This window comes from Cellulomonas sp. EB106-03-03-XG116, from assembly GCF_058792015.1.
The window spans coordinates 1-17822 of the sequence record NZ_JBYTEP010000046.1 but is presented as its reverse complement, the minus strand read 5'-3'; the positions used below and the strand labels follow the sequence as shown (position 1 = coordinate 17822).

The 17822-nt window shown below is 75.9% G+C and carries 19 protein-coding genes; 13 read left to right on the top strand and 6 right to left on the bottom strand.

From position 1 onward, the window contains the following. Positions 1 to 134: 134 nt before the first annotated feature. From purT to fbaA, 3 genes are all read left to right on the top strand, one after another. Positions 135 to 1358 (top strand): formate-dependent phosphoribosylglycinamide formyltransferase, encoded by a 1224-nt coding sequence (purT, locus tag AC3WUG_RS15315; protein WP_492328458.1) that lies wholly within the window; start codon positions 135 to 137, stop codon positions 1356 to 1358. Continuing rightward, positions 1355 to 2059, top strand: a complete 705-nt coding sequence (locus AC3WUG_RS15310; RefSeq protein ID WP_492328457.1) for a TrmH family RNA methyltransferase — start codon at positions 1355 to 1357, stop codon at positions 2057 to 2059. The genes purT and AC3WUG_RS15310 overlap by 4 nt, the downstream gene beginning before the upstream one ends. 103 nt (positions 2060 to 2162) lie before the next feature. Continuing rightward, positions 2163 to 3185, top strand: coding sequence for a class II fructose-bisphosphate aldolase (fbaA, locus tag AC3WUG_RS15305; protein ID WP_492328456.1), 1023 nt, complete (start codon positions 2163 to 2165; stop codon positions 3183 to 3185). 105 nt (positions 3186 to 3290) lie between these two features. Here fbaA and AC3WUG_RS15300 read toward each other — a convergent pair whose 3' ends face one another. Then, positions 3291 to 3701: an STAS domain-containing protein gene (locus AC3WUG_RS15300; protein WP_492328455.1), complete on the bottom strand. Its 411-nt coding sequence runs from the start codon at positions 3699 to 3701 to the stop codon at positions 3291 to 3293. 112 nt (positions 3702 to 3813) lie between these two features. Between AC3WUG_RS15300 and AC3WUG_RS15295 the strand changes: the two genes are divergently transcribed. Beyond that, the gene (locus AC3WUG_RS15295; RefSeq protein WP_492328454.1) at positions 3814 to 6018 is read left to right on the top strand and encodes a SpoIIE family protein phosphatase; all 2205 of its coding nucleotides are present in this window, start codon (positions 3814 to 3816) and stop codon (positions 6016 to 6018) included. A gap of 34 nt (positions 6019 to 6052) precedes the next feature. Here AC3WUG_RS15295 and AC3WUG_RS15290 read toward each other — a convergent pair whose 3' ends face one another. After that, the gene (locus AC3WUG_RS15290) at positions 6053 to 6427 is read right to left on the bottom strand and encodes an STAS domain-containing protein (protein WP_492328453.1); all 375 of its coding nucleotides are present in this window, start codon (positions 6425 to 6427) and stop codon (positions 6053 to 6055) included. A gap of 104 nt (positions 6428 to 6531) precedes the next feature. Between AC3WUG_RS15290 and AC3WUG_RS15285 the strand changes: the two genes are divergently transcribed. The 4 genes from AC3WUG_RS15285 to purD all read left to right on the top strand — a co-directional run bounded on the left by AC3WUG_RS15285 (position 6532) and on the right by purD (position 10860). Further along, a complete protein-coding gene (locus AC3WUG_RS15285; RefSeq protein WP_492328452.1) occupies positions 6532 to 6954 on the top strand; it encodes a DUF3151 domain-containing protein in 423 nt (140 codons plus the stop codon). Between the two features lie 186 nt (positions 6955 to 7140). Next, a complete protein-coding gene (locus AC3WUG_RS15280) occupies positions 7141 to 8427 on the top strand; it encodes an adenylosuccinate synthase (protein WP_492328451.1) in 1287 nt (428 codons plus the stop codon). Between the two features lie 95 nt (positions 8428 to 8522). Further along, positions 8523 to 9572, top strand: coding sequence for an alpha/beta fold hydrolase (locus AC3WUG_RS15275; protein WP_492328450.1), 1050 nt, complete (start codon positions 8523 to 8525; stop codon positions 9570 to 9572). Positions 9573 to 9597: 25 nt separating this feature from the next. Beyond that, positions 9598 to 10860, top strand: coding sequence for a phosphoribosylamine--glycine ligase (purD, locus tag AC3WUG_RS15270; protein ID WP_492328449.1), 1263 nt, complete (start codon positions 9598 to 9600; stop codon positions 10858 to 10860). Positions 10861 to 10882: 22 nt separating this feature from the next. Here the strand turns inward: purD and AC3WUG_RS15265 are convergent, their stop codons facing one another. Together AC3WUG_RS15265 and AC3WUG_RS15260 are read right to left on the bottom strand one after the other, a co-directional pair. Next, entirely contained in the window at positions 10883 to 11377 is a 495-nt protein-coding gene (locus tag AC3WUG_RS15265) for a hypothetical protein (protein ID WP_492328448.1), read from the bottom strand. After that, positions 11374 to 11949, bottom strand: a complete 576-nt coding sequence (locus AC3WUG_RS15260; RefSeq protein ID WP_492328447.1) for a MarR family transcriptional regulator — start codon at positions 11947 to 11949, stop codon at positions 11374 to 11376. Before AC3WUG_RS15260 ends, AC3WUG_RS15265 begins: the two co-directional genes overlap by 4 nt. Positions 11950 to 12015: 66 nt before the next feature. Between AC3WUG_RS15260 and AC3WUG_RS15255 the strand changes: the two genes are divergently transcribed. Further along, the gene (locus AC3WUG_RS15255) at positions 12016 to 12234 is read left to right on the top strand and encodes an SCO4848 family membrane protein (protein WP_158369995.1); all 219 of its coding nucleotides are present in this window, start codon (positions 12016 to 12018) and stop codon (positions 12232 to 12234) included. A 41-nt stretch (positions 12235 to 12275) separates the two neighbouring features. Further along, positions 12276 to 13208, top strand: coding sequence for a phosphoribosylaminoimidazolesuccinocarboxamide synthase (locus AC3WUG_RS15250; protein ID WP_492328446.1), 933 nt, complete (start codon positions 12276 to 12278; stop codon positions 13206 to 13208). A 40-nt stretch (positions 13209 to 13248) separates the two neighbouring features. On the opposite strand, the gene AC3WUG_RS15245 is transcribed toward AC3WUG_RS15250, so the two are convergent. Then, the gene (locus AC3WUG_RS15245; RefSeq protein WP_492328445.1) at positions 13249 to 14256 is read right to left on the bottom strand and encodes an iron-siderophore ABC transporter substrate-binding protein; all 1008 of its coding nucleotides are present in this window, start codon (positions 14254 to 14256) and stop codon (positions 13249 to 13251) included. An 89-nt stretch (positions 14257 to 14345) separates the two neighbouring features. Here AC3WUG_RS15245 and AC3WUG_RS15240 point away from each other — a divergent pair, with 89 nt between their 5' ends. The 3 genes from AC3WUG_RS15240 to AC3WUG_RS15230 are packed head-to-tail and all read left to right on the top strand — an operon-like array spanning position 14346 to position 17241. Further along, positions 14346 to 15410 (top strand): FecCD family ABC transporter permease, encoded by a 1065-nt coding sequence (locus tag AC3WUG_RS15240; protein ID WP_492328444.1) that lies wholly within the window; start codon positions 14346 to 14348, stop codon positions 15408 to 15410. 5 nt (positions 15411 to 15415) lie between these two features. Then, a complete protein-coding gene (locus tag AC3WUG_RS15235) occupies positions 15416 to 16444 on the top strand; it encodes a FecCD family ABC transporter permease (RefSeq protein WP_492328470.1) in 1029 nt (342 codons plus the stop codon). Continuing rightward, entirely contained in the window at positions 16438 to 17241 is an 804-nt protein-coding gene (locus AC3WUG_RS15230) for an ABC transporter ATP-binding protein (RefSeq protein ID WP_492328443.1), read from the top strand. The genes AC3WUG_RS15235 and AC3WUG_RS15230 overlap by 7 nt, the downstream gene beginning before the upstream one ends. A 102-nt stretch (positions 17242 to 17343) precedes the next feature. Here AC3WUG_RS15230 and AC3WUG_RS15225 read toward each other — a convergent pair. Beyond that, a partial coding sequence (locus AC3WUG_RS15225) for an anti-sigma factor (protein ID WP_492328442.1) occupies positions 17344 to 17822 on the bottom strand: 479 nt, incomplete at its 5' end.

The window sequence follows — 17822 nt, the reverse complement described above, 5'->3', positions numbered from 1 at the left end:
CGGGCGTCGGGACCCCGGGTGCCCGGGGTGCAGGTCCTGTGTGGGTGGTCCGCCCGCCGTGGGTGGTGCGCGCGGTGCGGGAGGCGCCCGGCCGGGGTGCCGCCGCGCCCCGGCGGTGCGACAGGATGGCCGGCGTGACGACCTCCCCGCAGGCCGGCGAGCCCGGCGTCCTCGGCACCCCGCTGACCCCCGGCGCGACCCGGGTCCTGCTGCTCGGCTCGGGCGAGCTCGGCAAGGAGGTCGCGATCGAGCTCCAGCGGCTCGGGGTCGAGGTGGTCGCCGTCGACCGGTACCCCGACGCCCCCGCGATGCAGGTGGCGCACCGGTCGCACGTCGTCGACATGCTCGACCCGGCCGCGCTGCGGGCCGTCCTCGACGCCGAGCGCCCGCACGTCGTGGTCCCGGAGATCGAGGCCATCGCGACGCACGTGCTCGCCGAGGTCGAGGCCGCCGGGGTCCGGGTGGTGCCGACCGCGCGCGCCACCGTCCTGACGATGGATCGCGAGGGCATCCGGCGGCTGGCCGCGGAGGAGCTCGGCCTGCCCACGTCGCCCTACCGGTTCGTCGACGACCTCGACGCGCTGCGGGACGCCGTCGAGGCGGTCGGGCTGCCGTGCGTGGTCAAGCCCGTCATGTCGTCGTCGGGCAAGGGGCAGTCGGTGGTCCGGGGCGCGGCGGACGTCGAGGCGGCCTGGGCGTACGCGCAGTCCGGGGGCCGGGCCACCGCCGACGACGGTGCCGCGGTCCGGGTGATCGTCGAGGGCTTCGTGCGGTTCGACTCGGAGATCACCCTGCTCACCGTCCGGCACGTCGGGGGCACCACGTTCTGCGCCCCGGTCGGGCACGTGCAGGTCGACGGCGACTACCGCGAGTCGTGGCAGCCCGCGCCGCTCCCGCCCGGCACGCTCGCCGAGGCGCAGCGGGTCGCCGCCGCCGTGACCGACGCGCTCGGCGGCTGGGGGCTGTTCGGCGTCGAGCTGTTCGTCGTCGGGGACCGGGTGCTGTTCTCCGAGGTGTCGCCGCGCCCGCACGACACCGGGCTCGTCACGCTCGCGTCCCAGGACCTCTCGGAGTTCGCCCTGCACGCCCGCGCGGTGCTCGGGCTCCCGGCGGGCGACGTCCACGAGCTCGGGCCGGCGGCCTCGTGCGCGGTCCTCGCCGAGGGCGACGGCGTGCCGCGGTTCTCGGGCGTCGACGCGGCGCTCGCGGTGCCCACCGCGCAGGTGCGGCTGTTCGGGAAGCCGTCCGTGGCGGGCCGGCGGCGCGTCGCGGTCGCGGTCGCCCGGGGCGCCGACGTCGCGCAGGCCCGGGAGCGCGCCCGGGCGTCGGCGGCGGCCCTGACCGTGGACCTGGTATGACCGCCGGGGGGCTCGGGCCCGCGGACGGCGACCCGCGCGAGCCCGCGCACCCCGACCCCCGCGAGCCCGAGGAGGTCGGCGTCGGCCCCTGGCCCGGCGGCCCGGACGCCTGGCCCGACGACCCGCGCCTGGACCCCGAGCTGCTCGCGCACGGCGACCGCCGCAACGTCGCCGACCGGTACCGGTACTGGACCGTCGAGGCCGTCGTCGCCGACCTGGACACCCGCCGGCACCCGTTCCACGTGGCCATCGAGAACTGGGCGCACGACTTCAACATCGGCTCGGTGGTGCGCACCGCCAACGCGTTCAACGCGGCGGGCGTGCACGTCGTCGGCCGGCGCCGGTGGAACCGCCGCGGCGCGATGGTCACCGACCGCTACCTGCACGTGCACCACCACCCGGACGTCGAGCACCTGCTCGCGTGGGCCGCGACGGCGGGCCCGGGCGGCGGCGCCCTCCCGGTGCTCGGCGTCGACAACGTGCCGGGCTCCGTCCCGCTCGACGGCCACCCGGTGCCGCGGGCGTGCGTCCTGCTGTTCGGCCAGGAGTCCGCGGGGCTGTCCGACGCGGCGCGGGCCGGCGCCGACGCCGTGCTGCACATCGACCAGTACGGCTCGACGCGGTCGATCAACGCGGGGGCGGCGGCCGCGATCGCGATGCACGCGTGGGCGGTCCGGCACGCGGGACCGCCCCCGGCCTGACCTCGACCGGCGTCTCGTGGGCAGGACGTCCCGCCCGGCCTGCGCGCAGGACGTGCCAGACTTGGGGAGAAAGCGAAACCCCACTCTCTTTGGAGCTGCTGCGATGCCCATCGCCACCCCCGAGGTGTACGCCGAGATGATCGACCGGGCGAAGGCGGGCAAGTTCGCCTACCCGGCCGTGAACATCACGTCCTCCCAGACCATCACCGCCGCGCTGCAGGGCTTCGCCGAGGCGGAGTCGGACGGCATCCTCCAGGTCTCCGTCGGTGGCGCCGAGTACGCGTCGGGCTCCACGGTCAAGGACCGCGTCTCGGGCACCCGCGCGCTCGCCGCGTACGCCACCGAGGTCGCCAAGGGCTACGGCATCACGGTCGCCCTGCACACCGACCACTGCGTCAAGAAGAACCTGGACTCCTGGGTCCGCCCGCTCCTGGCCCTGGAGGCCGAGGAGGTCGCGGCCGGCAAGAACCCGACCTTCCAGTCGCACATGTTCGACGGCTCCGACATCCCGCTGGACGAGAACCTCGTCATCGCGGCCGAGCTGCTCGAGCTGTCGCAGGCCGCGCGCACGATCCTCGAGATCGAGGTCGGCGTCGTGGGCGGCGAGGAGGACGGCCACGAGGCCGAGATCAACGAGAAGCTCTACACCACGGCCGAGGACGGCCTGGCGACGGTCCGCGCCCTCGGCGCCGGCGAGAAGGGCCGCTACCTGACGGCCCTCACCTTCGGCAACGTGCACGGCGTGTACAAGCCGGGTGCCGTCAAGCTGCGCCCGTCGATCCTCGCGGACATCCAGAAGGCCGTCGGCGCGGAGATCGGCAAGGAGAACCCGTTCGACCTCGTGTTCCACGGCGGTTCCGGCTCCACGGCCGCGGAGATCTCCGAGGCGGTCGACAACGGCGTCATCAAGATGAACATCGACACCGACACCCAGTACGCGTTCACGCGTCCCGTGGTCGGCCACATGTTCAGCAACTACGACGGCGTCCTGAAGGTCGACGGCGAGGTCGGCAACAAGAAGGCCTACGACCCGCGCGCCTGGGGCAAGCTGGCCGAGGCCGGCATGGCCGCCCGCATCGTCGAGGCCGCGCAGCAGCTGCGCTCGGCGGGCCAGCGCCTGCGCTGATCCCACCGTCGGGCCCGCGCGGGGACCGACGCGACGAGGGCCCGGTCACCGTGACGGTGACCGGGCCCTCGTGCGTGCGGGGCGTCGTGCGGGGTGCGGGGCCGCTCAGGACCGGTGGTCGTCCTCGACCACGTCGAGCAGCTCGCCGATCCGGGTGACCTCGAGCAGGAACTGCACCGTCGGCGGCACGTGCAGGAGCCGCACCCGGTGCGGGGTCCGCATGGCCAGGCGGGCGAGGAACGCCACGCCCGACGAGTCCATGAACGTCACGTGGTGCGCGTCGACCTCGATCGGCACGCCGGCCTGCTCGGCGTCCGTGGTCGCCTGGGCCAGGTCCGGGCCGAGGTCGGCGTCGACCTCGCCCGACAGGACGATCGTGGTCCGGTCGGGGGACAGGATGACGTGCACCGAGCCCGGCTCCCCGGCTGCGTCGCCGGGAGCGGGTGCCGTCGCCGCGGCTTCCGCGCCCTGGTCCCCGGCGAGCCCGCCCGGGGGTGTGCTGTTACCGTCGCGCACGATGCTCCCTCCCGTCCGGGTGGCGGCCGCGCCGGCCGCGCCGGTCTGTCGGCCACCGTCCCGGCGGGTTGCTGCACCGGGACCTGTCGGAGACGCTAGACGATCGGAGGCGGTGGTGGTCAACTCCACGCCCGGGGACGGGCCCGAGGGGACCGTCGACTCCATCGGGCGCGCGGTGGGCCAGATCGTCGGGATGCCGGTCCTGGTGGTCGCCGCGGAGCCGCCCCGCTGGCCCGTCGTCTGGGTGAACCGCTCGTTCACCGACGCCACCGGCCTCACGCTCGACGACGTCGCCGGGCCCGCCGTCGACCTCATCGCGATGTCGGCCGAGGACGCGTCCGGCCTGCACCAGCTCCAGGCCGCCGTCCTGGACCGGCGCGCCACGTCCGCGCTGCTCCGGCTGCGTCGCGCCGGGGGCGACTGGTTCTGGGCGCGCACCGTGGTGACGCCCGTGACCGCCGAGGGCGCCGCCGAGCCCACGCACTGGGTCGCCGCGCTCGTGGACGTCACCGACCAGGTGGACCGGGACGCCGCGGTCGCCGCGGAGGTCGAGGTGGTGCGCCGGGAGAGCGAGGACCTGGCGCTCATCGGGGCCGTGTCCGACCTGGTCATGGACCTGGACGACCCGTACGGCCTGCGGGCCATCGCCGAGCTGCTCGCGCACCGCGTCGTCGGCTGGGCGGGGTTCTACGTCGACGACGACGGCCTGCAGGCCGCGGACGGCGTCGACGTCACCCGGGCCCCCCGCGCCTCCGGCCGCCGGCACGGTCCCGCCGGGACGGGCGTGCCGTTCGTCGCCCGTCGCGGCGCGCGACCCGCGGGCGACGACCCCGTGCAGCGGCTGCTGGACGGGGAGGGCGAGTCGCACCTCGTCCTCGACCTGGACACCGACGCGCCCCACCCGCCCGGCACGGCGTCGGCGTGGCTGGCGGCCGACCTGCGCGCGCGGGTGCCCGGCGACGTGGGGCACGTCGCGGTGCTGCCGCTGCCCGGCCGGCACCGCGTGCTCGGCCTGCTCGCCGTGGTCCCGCGCCCGCCGGCCGGACCGGACCTCGTGCACGACGCCCCCGCCCGCGGAGGCGTCGACGAGCGCACCCGCACGATCCTGTCGCTGACCGCGCGCCGGGTCGGCCTCGCCATGGAGAACGTGCGGCTGTACGCCCGCGAGCACCGGGTGGCGGAGACCCTGCAGCGCGCCATGCTCCCGGAGCAGGCCGAGGTCGAGGGCCTGGACGTCTGGTCGTACTACGCGCCGAACGTCGTCTACGCCCAGGTGGGCGGCGACTGGTACGACGTCGCGCAGATCGCCGAGGACGTGGTCGGCGTGGTGATCGGCGACGTCGTCGGCCACGACGTCGAGGCGGCGGCGGCCATGGGCCAGCTCCGGTCGGTCGTGCGGGCCTACGCCTTCGAGGTGACCGAGCCCGGTCCCGTGCTCGAGCGCGTGGACCAGCTCGTCGGCGGCATGCGCATCCCGCGGTCGGCGGGCCTGGTGCTCACGACGCTCACCCGGCGGGACGGCGGGGACGCCGCCTGCCCGACCTGGCACCTGGAGTACTCCCGGGCCGGCCACCTGCCCGCGCTGCTGGTGCGGGACGGCGCGGTCACGCTGCTCGACGAGGCCGGCGGCCCGCTCATCGGCTTCGGCGACGGGCACCGCCGGACCGCGCGGCACGACCTGCGCCCCGGCGACGTCCTGGTCTTCTACACGGACGGGCTCATCGAGCGCCGGGACCGCGCCCTGCCCGACGGGCTCGCCGCGCTGCGCGAGGTGGCCGCGGGCGCGACCGCCGTCGACGCCGCGGGCATCGGCGAGGAGCTGCTCGCCCGGCTCGCCGACAGCCCCGAGGACGACGTCGCGGTCGTCGTCGTGCGCATCCCCGACCTCACCGACACGTCCGGGCACGGCGGCAACGTCCGGAGCCGGCGCTGGCAGCTGCCCAGCGAGCCCGGGTCCATCGCGCGCGCCCGGCACGCGGTGCTCCGGACCTCGCACGCCTGGGAGCTCGGCGACGCGTCGAACGCGGAGCTCGTGGTCTCGGAGCTGGTCGCCAACGCGGTCCTGCACGGCTGGGGCCGGGTCACGCTCCGCCTGCACGACACCGGCGAGGGGCTGCGGATCGAGGTCGAGGACTCCAACCCGACCCCGCCCGTGGCCACCGAGGGGCACCCGGGGCGGATCGGCGGCTTCGGCATGCGGATCGTCGAGCGGCTGGCCGACTGGGGCTGGCGGCCGTCGCGCGGCGGCAAGGTCGTGTGGGCGCGGGTCCGGCCGACGGAGCCGTCGGTGCTCGAGGGGCCGCGGGGCGGGGTCTAGCGGACCTGCCGCCTGCCCGGGTCCGTGGGCGGCGTCAGACGCCGGTGGACGCGTCCTGCGCCACGGCGCCCGGGTCGGCGTCCGCCTCGGCCGGGGCGCAGCGGTGGTCGGCGTCGATCCGGAACAGCTCCAGCGCGCCGCAGATCTCCAGCACGAACAGGTCGCGCGGGTCCGCGCCGCGCAGCACGGTCGCGCCGCCGCGCTTGCGGCTCGCGTCGGCGAGCGAGATGAGGAACGCCGCGCCGGTCGAGTCCATGAACGTCACGTCGCACATGTCGATGACGAGCAGCTGGCGCCGGAGGCCGACCACGCGGGCGGCGATCTCGGGGAACTGGTCGCGCTCGGCCAGGTCGAGGTCGCCGGCGATGACGAGGGTGGTCGTCGCGGCCGAGGTGGCGATCTCGATCATGGGGGGACCTTCGACGTGGGGGGCACGGGTTGGACGACTGTAACCACGTGCCGCGCACCGGCGCATGCCGGGACCACGCACGCGCTGCCTGAGACACTGGCGGCATGACCGGAGCCAACCTCCTCGGACCCGAGCCCACCCGCCTCCCGGAGGGGGCCGACGCCGACGCGCGCGCCGTGCTCACCGCCGGGGGCGACCCGCGCGACGCCGCCCGCCGCGCCCCCGCCTCGTCGCTCGCCTGGGCGCTGCTCGCCGAGCGCGCGCTGGGCGACGAGGGCGACCCGGTCGCCGCCTACGCGTACGCGCGGACCGGCTACCACCGCGGCCTGGACGCGCTGCGCCGCGCGGGCTGGCGCGGCCAGGGCCCGATCCCGGCCGACCACGAGCCCAACCAGGGCTTCCTGCGCGCGCTGCTCGCGCTCGCCGAGGCCGCCGAGGCCATCGAGGAGGACGAGGAGGCCGCGCGCTGCGCGCAGTTCCTCGCCGACTCGGGCACCTCCGCGGCGGAGGTCGCGGGCCTGCGCTGACCGTCGTCGGGCGACGCGGGCACCCAGGGGCGTCCGCGTCGTCCGGACGGTGATCACGCGGCTCCGGTAGCCTTTCGGAGGTACTGGGGTCGCCTGCCGCCCCGTGCCCGGACCTCCCGCGCCCGAGCCACGCCGCTCGGCACCGCTGCGGGTGCCGCCGCGAGGCAGGGTGGGAGTGGTGATCACATGCCGGCCGTCGTGGTGCTCGGGACCCAGTGGGGCGACGAGGGCAAGGGCAAGGCGACCGACCAGCTCGGGTCGCGGATCGACTACGTCGTGAAGTTCAACGGCGGCAACAACGCCGGGCACACCGTGGTCGTGAACGGCGAGAAGTACGCCCTGCACCTGCTGCCGTCCGGCATCCTGTCGCCGGGCGTCGTGCCGGTCATCGGCAACGGCGTCGTCATCGACATCGAGGTGCTGTTCGAGGAGATCGACGCGCTGGAGGCCCGCGGGGTGTCCGCCGAGCGGCTCCTCGTGTCCTCCGCGGCGCACGTCATCGCCCCGTACCACCGCACGGTCGACAAGGTCACCGAGCGGTTCCTCGGCAAGCGGAAGATCGGCACGACCGGCCGCGGCATCGGCCCCGCCTACGCGGACAAGATCAACCGGGTCGGCATCCGGATCCAGGACCTGTTCGACGAGAACATCCTGCGGCAGAAGGTCGAGGGCGCCCTCGACCAGAAGAACCACCTGCTGGTGAAGGTCTACAACCGCCGCGCGATCACGGTCGACGAGACGGTCGAGGACCTGCTGGGCTACGCGGAGCGGCTGCGCCCGTACGTCGCGGACACCCCGCTGGTGCTGAACCAGGCGCTGGACGCCGGCAAGACGCTGGTGTTCGAGGCCGGCCAGGCCACGATGCTCGACATCGACCACGGCACGTACCCGTTCGTCACGTCGTCGTCGGCGACCGCGGGCGGCGCGTGCACCGGCTCCGGCATCGGCCCGACCCGCATCGACCGGGTCGTCGGCGTCGCGAAGGCCTACACGACCCGCGTCGGCGAGGGCCCGTACCCGACGGAGCTGTTCGACGAGGACGGCGAGTGGCTCCGGCAGACCGGCGGCGAGTTCGGCACCACCACCGGCCGCCCCCGCCGCACCGGCTGGTACGACGCGGTCGTGGCCCGGTACTCCTCGCGCATCAACGGCCTGACCGACCTGGTCGTCACCAAGCTCGACGTGCTCACCGGCCGGGACAAGATCCCGGTCGCCGTGGCGTACGACGTCGACGGCCGCCGGTTCGACGAGATGCCGGACGACCAGAGCGACTACCACCACGCGACGCCGGTCTACGAGTACCTGGACGGCTGGACCGAGGACATCTCCGGTGCGCGGGAGCTCTCCGACCTGCCGGTCAACGCGCAGCGGTACCTGGCGCGGCTCGAGGAGATCAGCGGCACCCGGATCTCCGCGGTCGGCGTCGGCCCGGGGCGCGAGGCGACCGTCGCGATCCACGACCTGCTGGGCTGACCCGCCGCGGGGCTCCGCCGGACGGAGGACGCGGTCCGGGCAGATCCGTCGTCCCGACGACGCGGCGGGTCCCCGCGCCGGGGGACGGTGCAGGGGTGCGCACCACCCGTCACCGCCCCCGGACCCTGCTCCGCCGGACCGCGCTCGCCGTCGCGCTGACCCTCCTCGCCCTGCCGCTCGCCGGCGCCGGGTACGAGGCGTGGTCGGCCCGCGGCGCCGCGGACCGCTACCCGCCCCCCGGGCGGCTGGTCGACGTCGGCGACCACGCCCTGCACCTGGACGTCCGGGGCGCCGGGTCGCCGGTCGTCGTGCTCGAGGCCGGCAGCGGCGAGACGTCCCTCGGCTGGGAGGCCGTCGCCGACGCCCTGGCCGGGCACACCACCGTCGTGGCGTACGACCGCGCCGGGTACGCCTGGAGCGAGCCGTCCGCGGAGCCGCGCACCGGCGAGGCGGTCGTCGCCGACCTGCGCGCCGCGCTCGACGCCGCCGGGCTCGCCGGCCCGTCCGTCGTGGTCGGCCACTCGATGGGCGGGCTGTTCGCCCGGCTCCTCGCCGAGCGGGCCCCGGAGGACGTCGCCGGGCTGGTGCTCGTCGACGCCCGGCCCGAGGACGACGCCCGGGCCACCGCGGAGGTGCTCGCGGCGGAGGGCCGGCGCGCCGACCCGCCCGCGTGGGCCCTGGGGGCGCTCCAGCGCACCGGGGCGCTCCGGCTGCTCGCCGACCAGCTCCTCGCCGGCATGGTCGACCCGGCGGAGCAGGAACGGTTCCTCGACGTCGTCGCCACCCCCGCGTTCTTCGCCGCGCGGCAGGAGGAGGCCGACCTGATCGGGTCGACCGAGGACGCCGTCCGCGGCCAGGACCTGGGCGACCTCCCGGTGCGGATCATCGCCCGCGGCGAGCCCCAGGACTACGCCGCCGCGGGGATCTCCGCGCGCGGCGGCGCCGAGCTGGAGCGGATCTGGCAGGACGGGCAGCGCCGCATGCTCGGGCTCTCCTCGCGGGCCGCGCTCGTCGTCGCGGAGGGGAGCGGGCACCTCGTGCCGCGCGACCGGCCGGACGTGGTGGTCGAGCAGGTGCTGGAGGTGCTGGACGAGGTCCGTGCGGACGGGGGCGCCCGGTCGGCGTGGACGGCCGGGCGGGGCTGAGCGCGACCTCGGTAGGGTCGGCGTCGTGAAGATCCTCGTCGTCGGGACCGGCGCCCGCGAGCATGCCCTCACCCTGGCCCTGTCCCGCGACCCGCAGGTGACCGACCTGCACGCCGCACCCGGCAACCCGGGCATCGGCGCGCTCGCGACGTTGCACGCGGTCGACCCGCTGGACGGCGCGGCGGTCGCCGCCCTCGCGACCTCGCTGGGCGCCGACCTGGTCGTCGTGGGCCCGGAGGCGCCGCTCGTCGCGGGCGTCGCCGACGCGGTGCGGGCCGCGGGGGTCCCGGTGTTCGGCCCGAGCGCCGAGGCCGCGCGGCTCGAGGGCTCGAAGGCGTTCGCCAAGGAGGTCATGGCCGCCGCCGGCGTCCCGACCGCCGACCCTGTCGTCGTCACCGAGGCGTCCGCCGCCGAGGCCGCGCTCGACACGTTCGGCGCGCCGTACGTCGTCAAGGACGACGGCCTCGCCGCGGGCAAGGGCGTCGTCGTCACCGAGGACCGGTCCGTCGCGCTGGAGCACGCGCTCGCCTGCCTGGCCAAGCCGGGCGGCCGGGTCGTCGTCGAGGACTACCTGGACGGCCCCGAGGTCTCGCTGTTCGTGCTGTCGGACGGCACGCACGTGGTGCCGCTGGTGCCCGCGCAGGACTTCAAGCGCGTCGGCGACGCGGACACCGGGCCGAACACCGGCGGCATGGGCGCGTACACGCCGCTGCCGTGGGCGCCCGAGGGCCTGGTCGACGAGGTCGTGGCCCAGGTCGCCCAGCCGACCGTGGACGAGATGGCGCGGCGCGGCACGCCGTTCGTCGGCGTCCTGTACTGCGGGCTCGCCCTGACCAGCCGCGGCACCCGCGTCGTGGAGTTCAACGCCCGGTTCGGCGACCCCGAGACGCAGGTGGTGCTGGCCCGGCTGGCGACGCCGCTCGCGGGCGTGCTGCTCGCCGCCGCGACCGGCGGGCTCGGCGACCTGGCGCCGCTGGCGTGGACCGACGAGGCCGCGGTGACCGTCGTGGTCGCGTCGCACGGGTACCCGGAAGCGCCGCGCACCGGCGACGTCATCACCGGGCTCGACGAGGCCGGGGCCGTCCCGGGCGTCCACGTGCTGCATGCCGGCACGGCGGCCGGCGCGGACGGCGCGGTCGTCTCCGCCGGCGGCCGCGTGCTGTCGGTCGTCGGCACCGGCCCGGACCTGGCGGCGGCCCGCGCGGCGGCCTACGCAGGGGTCGACCGGATCACCCTGTCGGGCTCGCACCACCGCAGCGACATCGCGCGGGCGGCCGCGGAGGGCTGACGGCCGCGGCGCGTCGCCCGCCTCAGCGGGCGTTCGGGCGGAAGGCGGGCAGGTGACCGACGAGGCGCGCGCAGATCTCCACGAGCGCTCGCGAGTCGTCCAGGTTGTCGGTGACGTCCGCCGCTGAGAGGTGGATCTCGTAGCTCGCGTAGTCGGCGCCGTGGCGCAGGCGCCGCACGACCTCGTAGACGAACAGCTCGGGTCGCGCGCCGCGGGCCGAGGTGCGCAGCTGTGCCTTCGCCGCGACGTAGGGCGCCGTGTGCCCGCCGTCGCGGGTGGTCCGCAGGCCCTGGTCGAGCAGGACCGCCTCCAGGGCCTTGCGGTTGGCGTTGTGCAGCGCGTCGACGCCGATGTCGGGGTCGGTCGACGCCACCGTCTCCGCCGTGGTCAGGTGGCGCCGCGCCTTCGCGATGAGCGCGGAGGCGTTCTCGGTGCTGGGCGGGACCCGCTCGAGCCGGCGCTCACGGAGCAGCGCCTCGATCTCGGCGCGCCCGTGGGGCCACTCGGCGGGTGTCATCCGCCGACGATATCGATCGTGGGGCGGCCCCGGATCTCGTCCACAAGAGGATCCTCGCTCCGACGCCACCGGTCCTCGCCGAGGACGGTCGGGTTGATCGGGCGGCCGATGCGGTCCTCCAGGTCGGCGAGCACCGCGAACAGGCGTCGTCGCTCGACGGGCCCCACCACGAGCAGGTCGACGTCACCGGGCGACGGCCCTGGTTCCCCGGCAGCGCGCGCGGCCCACGACCCGAACACCTTCGCGATCACGATCCCGGGGACCTCGGCGAGCTCGGCGCGCAGCAGCTCGACGGGGCCGTGGGAGATGAGGACGAGCTGGCGCAGCGGGGCGACGGCCGGGTTCCTCTCGTCCGCCTGGTAGAGGATCGTGCGTCCGCGGCGCTCGCTCCGCAGCAGACCGGCGGCGGCGAGGCGCGTCACCTCGCGGTGCACCGTCGCGACGGGGGCGCCGGTGGCGCGCGCGAGGTCGCTCGCCGAGTCGCCCCGGTTCGAGGTCAGGAGGAGCAGCAGCAGGCGGGCCTGGAGGTCGGACCGGAAGATCGGCAGTGCCGCGGGCGCCGACGTTCTCATATCGCTGAAGATATCACTCGCCAAATGGGAAACCGTGAGGACGCTCGCCGGGGGATACTCGCCCGCATGGAGCTGCCCCTCGCCTGGTCCCTCGTCCTCGTCGTCGCCGGCGCTTGGAGCCTGCTCGTCTGGCCCCGGTTCGGCGCGCGGATCGCGAAGGACCCGCGGGCCCGGGACGCCCAGGGGCGGCCCACCCGGTTCCTGACGGTGCACCTGGTGCTCATCACCGTGTCGATGCTGCTGGGCGCCGCCGTCGCGCTGCTCGGGGTGCTCACGCTGGTCTGACGCCCGGACGCCCCGCCGGGCACCCCCGCGGCTGCGGCAGGATGGCCCCCATGACCGCACCCGCGCTGCCCGGCTGGACGCACACCTACTCCGGGAAGGTCCGCGACCTGTACGTCCCGGACACCACCCAGGAGGCCGGGGCCGCGGTGGCCGGGGCGCACGGCGACGTCGTGCTGGTGGTCGCGAGCGACCGGGTGAGCGCGTTCGACCACGTGCTCAGCCCCGGCATCCCCGGCAAGGGCGTGGTGCTGACCCGGCTCAGCCTGTGGTGGTTCGACCAGCTCGCGGACCTGGTGCCGAACCACGTCGTGTCCGCGGCGGCGCCCGACGTGCCGGAGCCCGTGCTCGGCCGGGCGATGGTGTGCCGCCGGCTGCAGATGTTCCCGGTGGAGTGCGTGGCCCGCGGCTACCTGACCGGCTCGGGCCTGGCGGAGTACCGGGCGACGGGCGAGGTCACCGGCATTCCGCTGCCGGCCGGCCTGGTCGACGGCTCCCGCCTGCCGGAGCCGATCTTCACGCCCGCGACCAAGGCGGAGCTCGGGGAGCACGACGAGAACGTCAGCCTGGACGTCGTCGCGGGGCAGCTCGGCCGGGAGCGCGCGGAGGAGCTGCGCGACCTCACCCTCGCCGTCTACGCGCGGGCCGAGGGGATCGCGCGGGAGCGCGGGGTGATCCTGGCGGACACCAAGCTGGAGTTCGGCGTCGACCCGACGACCGGGGCCGTGACGCTCGGCGACGAGGTGCTGACCCCCGACTCGTCGCGGTTCTGGCCGGCGGACGCGTGGCAGCCGGGCCGCGCGCAGCCGAGCTTCGACAAGCAGTTCGTCCGCGACTGGCTGGCCTCGCCGGCGTCGGGCTGGGACCGCGCGGCGGACGGCGCGCCGCCGGCGCTGCCCGCGGACGTGGTGGAGCGGACCCGGGACCGGTACCTCGAGGCCTACGCACGGCTGACGGGGACGCCGCTCACGGTGTGAGCGACGCCCCCGTCGGGCCGTGCGCCGGGGCGGGTCGGGCTCAGGAGCCGAGCGCGTCCTCGATGAGCGGCACGAGGTTGTCGAGCGCGTACTGCTGGGCGCCGACCGTGCCGAGCGAGTAGGCGGACTGCAGCTCGCTGCCGAGGATCACCGCGCGGCCGTCGGCGACGGCCGGGACCGCCTGCCACTGGGGGTCGTCGGTGATCACGGAGGCGTCGAGGTAGATCGGGAACGCGACGATCAGGTCGGCGTCGAGCAGGTCGAGCTGCTCGGACGAGATGTCGACGCTGAACCCGGAGGAGGACACGGGCAGCCCGGCGATGGTCGGGGACTGCTCGAACCCGAGGTTCTCCATGAACTGCACCCGCTCGCTGCCCTCGATGTACGCGCCCCAGCCCTCCGAGGTGCGCGCGGCGGCGGTGAACGTCTTGCCGTCCCAGTCCGGGTGGTCGGTCCGGGCCTGCTCGAAGGCGTCGTCGAGGCCGGCCTGGAGCTCCTCGCCCTTCTCCGGGACGCCGAGGGCGGCGGAGATCAGCTCGAGCTGCTCCTCCCCGGTGGTGAGCCAGGTGTCGCCGCCCTCGGGGACGCCGACGGTGGTGGCGATCTCGGAGAGCCGGTCGTACCGGTCCTGGTCGCCCGAGGACTTGACGTCGAGGATGAGGTCGGGCTCGAGCGCGGCGATCGCCTCGTAGGACGGCTCGAGGGTGTCGATGATCTCGGGCGACTCGTCGTACTCGCCCTCGGCCCACGGCCCGACGCCGTCGCCGCCGAACGCCAGCCAGTCGGACGCGCCGACGGGCTGGTAGCCGAGGGACAGCGCGGTCTCGGCGTCGCCCCAGCCGAGCGCGACGATCCGCTCGGGCCGCTGCTCGACGGTGACCTCGCCGAACTTGGTGTCGACGGTGGCCGGGAAGGTGCCCTCGGACGCGGAGCCGGAGCCGCCCGCGGCGGTAGTCTCGCCCGAGCCGGCGGCGTCGTCGGTGCCGGAGCACGCGCTCAGGGCCAGGACCGCGACCGCCGCGACGGCGGCGACACGCATGGACTTCATCGAAGGCCTTTCGTGGAGGGGGCCCGCGGACTTCGGGAACGGAGTCACGAACGAGCGGATGCCTCGGAAGGTTAGCCTAGCCTCATGACATGCGGGAACCCCGGGTGAGCGCGGTCGGCGTCCCGCACCCGGCGGCGGCCCGCCCCGCGACGTACTCCACCGCCCGGCGCGGCACCGCGCTGCTGCTGCTCCTGGGCCTGCTCGTCGCCGCGGTCGCGCTGAGCCTGGCCGTGGGGTCCCGCCCGGTCGGCCTGTCGACGGTGTGGGGCGCGCTCACCGGCCAGGACGTGCCGCCCGCGGACCACGCCGCGGTCGTCGGGCTGCGGCTGCCGCGCACGGTGCTGGCCGTGCTGGTCGGCGCGGGTCTGGCCGTCGCGGGCGGGCTCATGCAGGCGCTCACCCGGAACCCGCTGGCCGACCCCGGGATCCTGGGCGTGACGAGCGGCGCCGCGTTCGCCGTGGCGATGGGCGTCGTGCTGCTCGGGGTCACGCACCCGTCGGGGTACGTGTGGTTCGCGTTCGGCGGGGCGCTGCTGGCGACGGTGGCGGTCTACCTGGTCGGCTCCGCGGGCCGGTCGAACGCCGGGCCGATCCAGCTGACGCTCGCCGGGGTCGCGCTCAGCGCGGTGCTCACCGGGGTGGTCGGCGCACTGCGGCTGACGGACCAGGAGCGGTTCGCCGTGCTGCTGACGTGGGAGTCGGGGTCGTTCGAGGGCCGCGGCTGGGACGTGGTCGTGCCGGTGCTGCCGTTCGTGCTGCTCGGGCTGGTGGTCGCGGGGCTGGTCGCCGGCGCGCTGAACACGCTCGGGCTGGGGGAGGACCTGGCGACGGCGCTCGGCGCCTCGGTCGGCCGGACCCGGGTGCTGTCGGTGGTGGCGATCACGCTGCTGGCCGGCGGGGCGACCGCGATGGCCGGGCCGATCACGCTGGTCGGCCTGATGGTGCCGCACGTCGTCCGCTGGCTGGTCGGCCCGGACCAGCGGTGGATCCTCGGGCTGTCCGCCGTCGCGGGGCCGGTGCTGGTGCTGCTCGCGGACGTGGCGGCGCGGGTGCTCCTGTGGCCGGGCGAGCTGCCCGTGGGGGTCGTGACCGCGTTCGTGGGCGCGCCGGTGCTGATCGCGCTCGTGCGGCGTCGGAAGGCGACGGGGCTGTGACGGGCGTGCGGGTGGCGACGACGCCCGGGGCCGGCCCGCGGCGCCCGGCCGACCCCCGGCGCCGGTCCCGGCTCGCGGTCACCGGCCTCGCGGTCGGGGCCGTGCTGCTCGCCCTGGTCGCGCTCGGCCTGGGCGACTACCCGCTGACCGTCCTCGAGGTGGTCCGGGCCCTGGTGTCCGACCAGGGCTTCGCCAGCACGGTCGTGACCCAGTGGCGGCTGCCGCGGGTCCTGGTGGCGCTGGTGTTCGGCGCGGCGCTCGCGGTCTCCGGCGCGCTGTTCCAGTCGCTGACGCGCAACCCGCTCGGGTCGCCGGACGTGATCGGGTTCTCGACGGGCTCGTACACCGGCGTGCTCGTCGTGACGACGGTGCTGGGCGCGGGCACGCTGGGCGTGTCGGCCGGTGCGCTGGTCGCGGGGCTGCTGACCGCGCTGGTCGTCTACCTGCTCGCGTACCGGGACGGCGTGCAGGGCTTCCGGCTGATCGTCGTGGGCATCGGCGTGACCGGGATGCTGCACGGCCTGAACGTGTGGCTGCTGCTGCGCGCGAAGACCGAGGTGGCGCTGGCAGCGTCGATCTGGGGCGCCGGGTCGATCTCGCTGGTCGGCTGGGGGCAGGCGCTCCCGGCGTTCGCGGTGCTCGCCGTGCTGACGCCGCTGGTGTGGGCGGCGCGCGGGCCCCTGCGACAGCTGGAGCTCGGCGACGACGCCGCCGGGTCGCACGGCCTGCGCGTCGAGCCGGCGCGGCTCGCGGTCGTGGTGCTCGGCGTCGCGCTGATCGCGACCGTGACGGCCACCGCGGGCCCGATCGCGTTCGTGGCGCTCGCGGCCCCGCAGATCGCGCGGCGGCTGACCGGGTCGGCCGGGCTGCCGCTGGTGGCGTCCGCGCTGACCGGGGCGCTGGTGCTGCTCGGTGCGGACGTGCTCGCCCAGCACGTGCTGCCCACGGCGCTGCCGGTGGGTGTGGTGACGGTGGTGCTCGGCGGGGTGTACCTGCTGGCCCTGATCGTGCGGGAGGCGCGGCGGCGATGGTGAGCGAGGAGCGGCTGCGGGCCGAGGCGGTCACGCTCGGGTACGAGCGGAGGACGGTGTCGACGGACCTGAGCCTGGCGATCCCCGACGACTCGTTCACGGTGGTCGTCGGCCCCAACGCGTGCGGGAAGTCGACGCTGCTGCGGTCGCTGGCCCGGCTGCTGCGCCCCGCCGCGGGGGAGGTCGTGCTCGACGGCGCGTCGATCCACCGGATGGCCACCAAGGAGGTCGCGCGCCGGGTGGGCCTGCTGCCGCAGACGGCGCTGGCGCCGGAGGGGATCACGGTCGGCGAGCTGGTCGCGCGCGGCCGGTACCCGCACCAGAACCTGTTCCGGCAGCAGTCCGAGGCCGACCGCCGAGCCGTGGCGGACGCGATGGACGCCACCCGGGTCACCGACCTGGCGGCCGTGCCGGTGGACGAGCTGTCCGGCGGGCAGCGGCAGCGGGTGTGGGTGGCGATGGCGCTGGCCCAGGAGACCGGCATCCTGCTGCTCGACGAGCCGACGACGTTCCTCGACATCGCGCACCAGATCGAGCTCATGGACCTGTTCGCCCGGCTGCACGCCGACGGGGCGACGCTGGTCGCGGTGCTGCACGACCTCAACCACGCCGCCCGGTACGCGACGCACCTGGTCGTGATGAAGGACGGGGCCGTGGTGGCGCAGGGCCGGCCGACCGAGGTGGTCACCGCCGACCTCGTCGAGGAGGTGTTCGGCCTGCCGTGCCTGGTGATCCCGGACCCGCTCGCGGGCACGCCGCTGGTGATCCCGCGCGGCGCGGCGCACACCGCCGCGGACTGACGGAGCGCCGCCGGCCGCCGAGATCGGTGCTTCCGCTCGAGATCGGGGTTGCAGGCACCGATCTCGGCGCGAGGCACCGATCTCGGCGCTCGGTGGGACGCGTCAGGCCGGGGCCAGGACCACCACGGGCTCGCTCGTCGGCTGCTCCGACCCGCCCTCGGGCTCGACCGTCAGCGCGAGCGCGTCGCCGGTGCGGTAGGCGTCGGTGCGGATCTGCAGCGTGCCGTCCGTGACGCCGGTGGTGGCGTCCGGGACCGGCGAGCCGTCCCGCATGACCCAGAGCTGGTAGACCTCGCCCGCGCCGGGGGCGTCGACGCCGCTCGCCGTGACCAGCGCCGCGTCGGCCGTGACGACCGCGACGGCGGTGCCGCCCGACGTGACCGGCGCGGACACGACCTGGGCGCCCGGCTCGGCGAGCAGCGCGGTGATCCGGTCGGCGCGGGCCTCGGCCTCGGCGGCGCGCTCGGCCTGCCGCCACGCGACGGTCGACGGCACCGCGACCGCGGCGAGCACGGCCAGGGCGGCGACGGCGGTCGACCAGCGGCGACGGGCGGGGCGGCGGCCGGCGGGCCGGCTGGACC

What these genes read in the sequence shown, in the direction of transcription:
- fbaA (WP_492328456.1), top strand. Translation starts at nt 2,163, where the DNA reads ATGCCCATCGCCACCCCCGAGGTGTACGCCGAGATGATCGACCGGGCG.
- AC3WUG_RS15285 (WP_492328452.1), top strand. Translation starts at nt 6,532, where the DNA reads ATGACCGGAGCCAACCTCCTCGGACCCGAGCCCACCCGCCTCCCGGAG.
- AC3WUG_RS15310 (WP_492328457.1), top strand. Translation starts at nt 1,355, where the DNA reads ATGACCGCCGGGGGGCTCGGGCCCGCGGACGGCGACCCGCGCGAGCCC.
- AC3WUG_RS15290 (WP_492328453.1), bottom strand. Translation starts at nt 6,427, where the DNA reads ATGATCGAGATCGCCACCTCGGCCGCGACGACCACCCTCGTCATCGCC.
- AC3WUG_RS15245 (WP_492328445.1), bottom strand. Translation starts at nt 14,256, where the DNA reads ATGAAGTCCATGCGTGTCGCCGCCGTCGCGGCGGTCGCGGTCCTGGCC.
- AC3WUG_RS15265 (WP_492328448.1), bottom strand. Translation starts at nt 11,377, where the DNA reads ATGACACCCGCCGAGTGGCCCCACGGGCGCGCCGAGATCGAGGCGCTG.
- AC3WUG_RS15240 (WP_492328444.1), top strand. Translation starts at nt 14,346, where the DNA reads ATGCGGGAACCCCGGGTGAGCGCGGTCGGCGTCCCGCACCCGGCGGCG.
- AC3WUG_RS15280 (WP_492328451.1), top strand. Translation starts at nt 7,141, where the DNA reads ATGCCGGCCGTCGTGGTGCTCGGGACCCAGTGGGGCGACGAGGGCAAG.
- AC3WUG_RS15260 (WP_492328447.1), bottom strand. Translation starts at nt 11,949, where the DNA reads ATGAGAACGTCGGCGCCCGCGGCACTGCCGATCTTCCGGTCCGACCTC.
- AC3WUG_RS15255 (WP_158369995.1), top strand. Translation starts at nt 12,016, where the DNA reads ATGGAGCTGCCCCTCGCCTGGTCCCTCGTCCTCGTCGTCGCCGGCGCT.
- AC3WUG_RS15250 (WP_492328446.1), top strand. Translation starts at nt 12,276, where the DNA reads ATGGCCCCCATGACCGCACCCGCGCTGCCCGGCTGGACGCACACCTAC.
- AC3WUG_RS15230 (WP_492328443.1), top strand. Translation starts at nt 16,438, where the DNA reads ATGGTGAGCGAGGAGCGGCTGCGGGCCGAGGCGGTCACGCTCGGGTAC.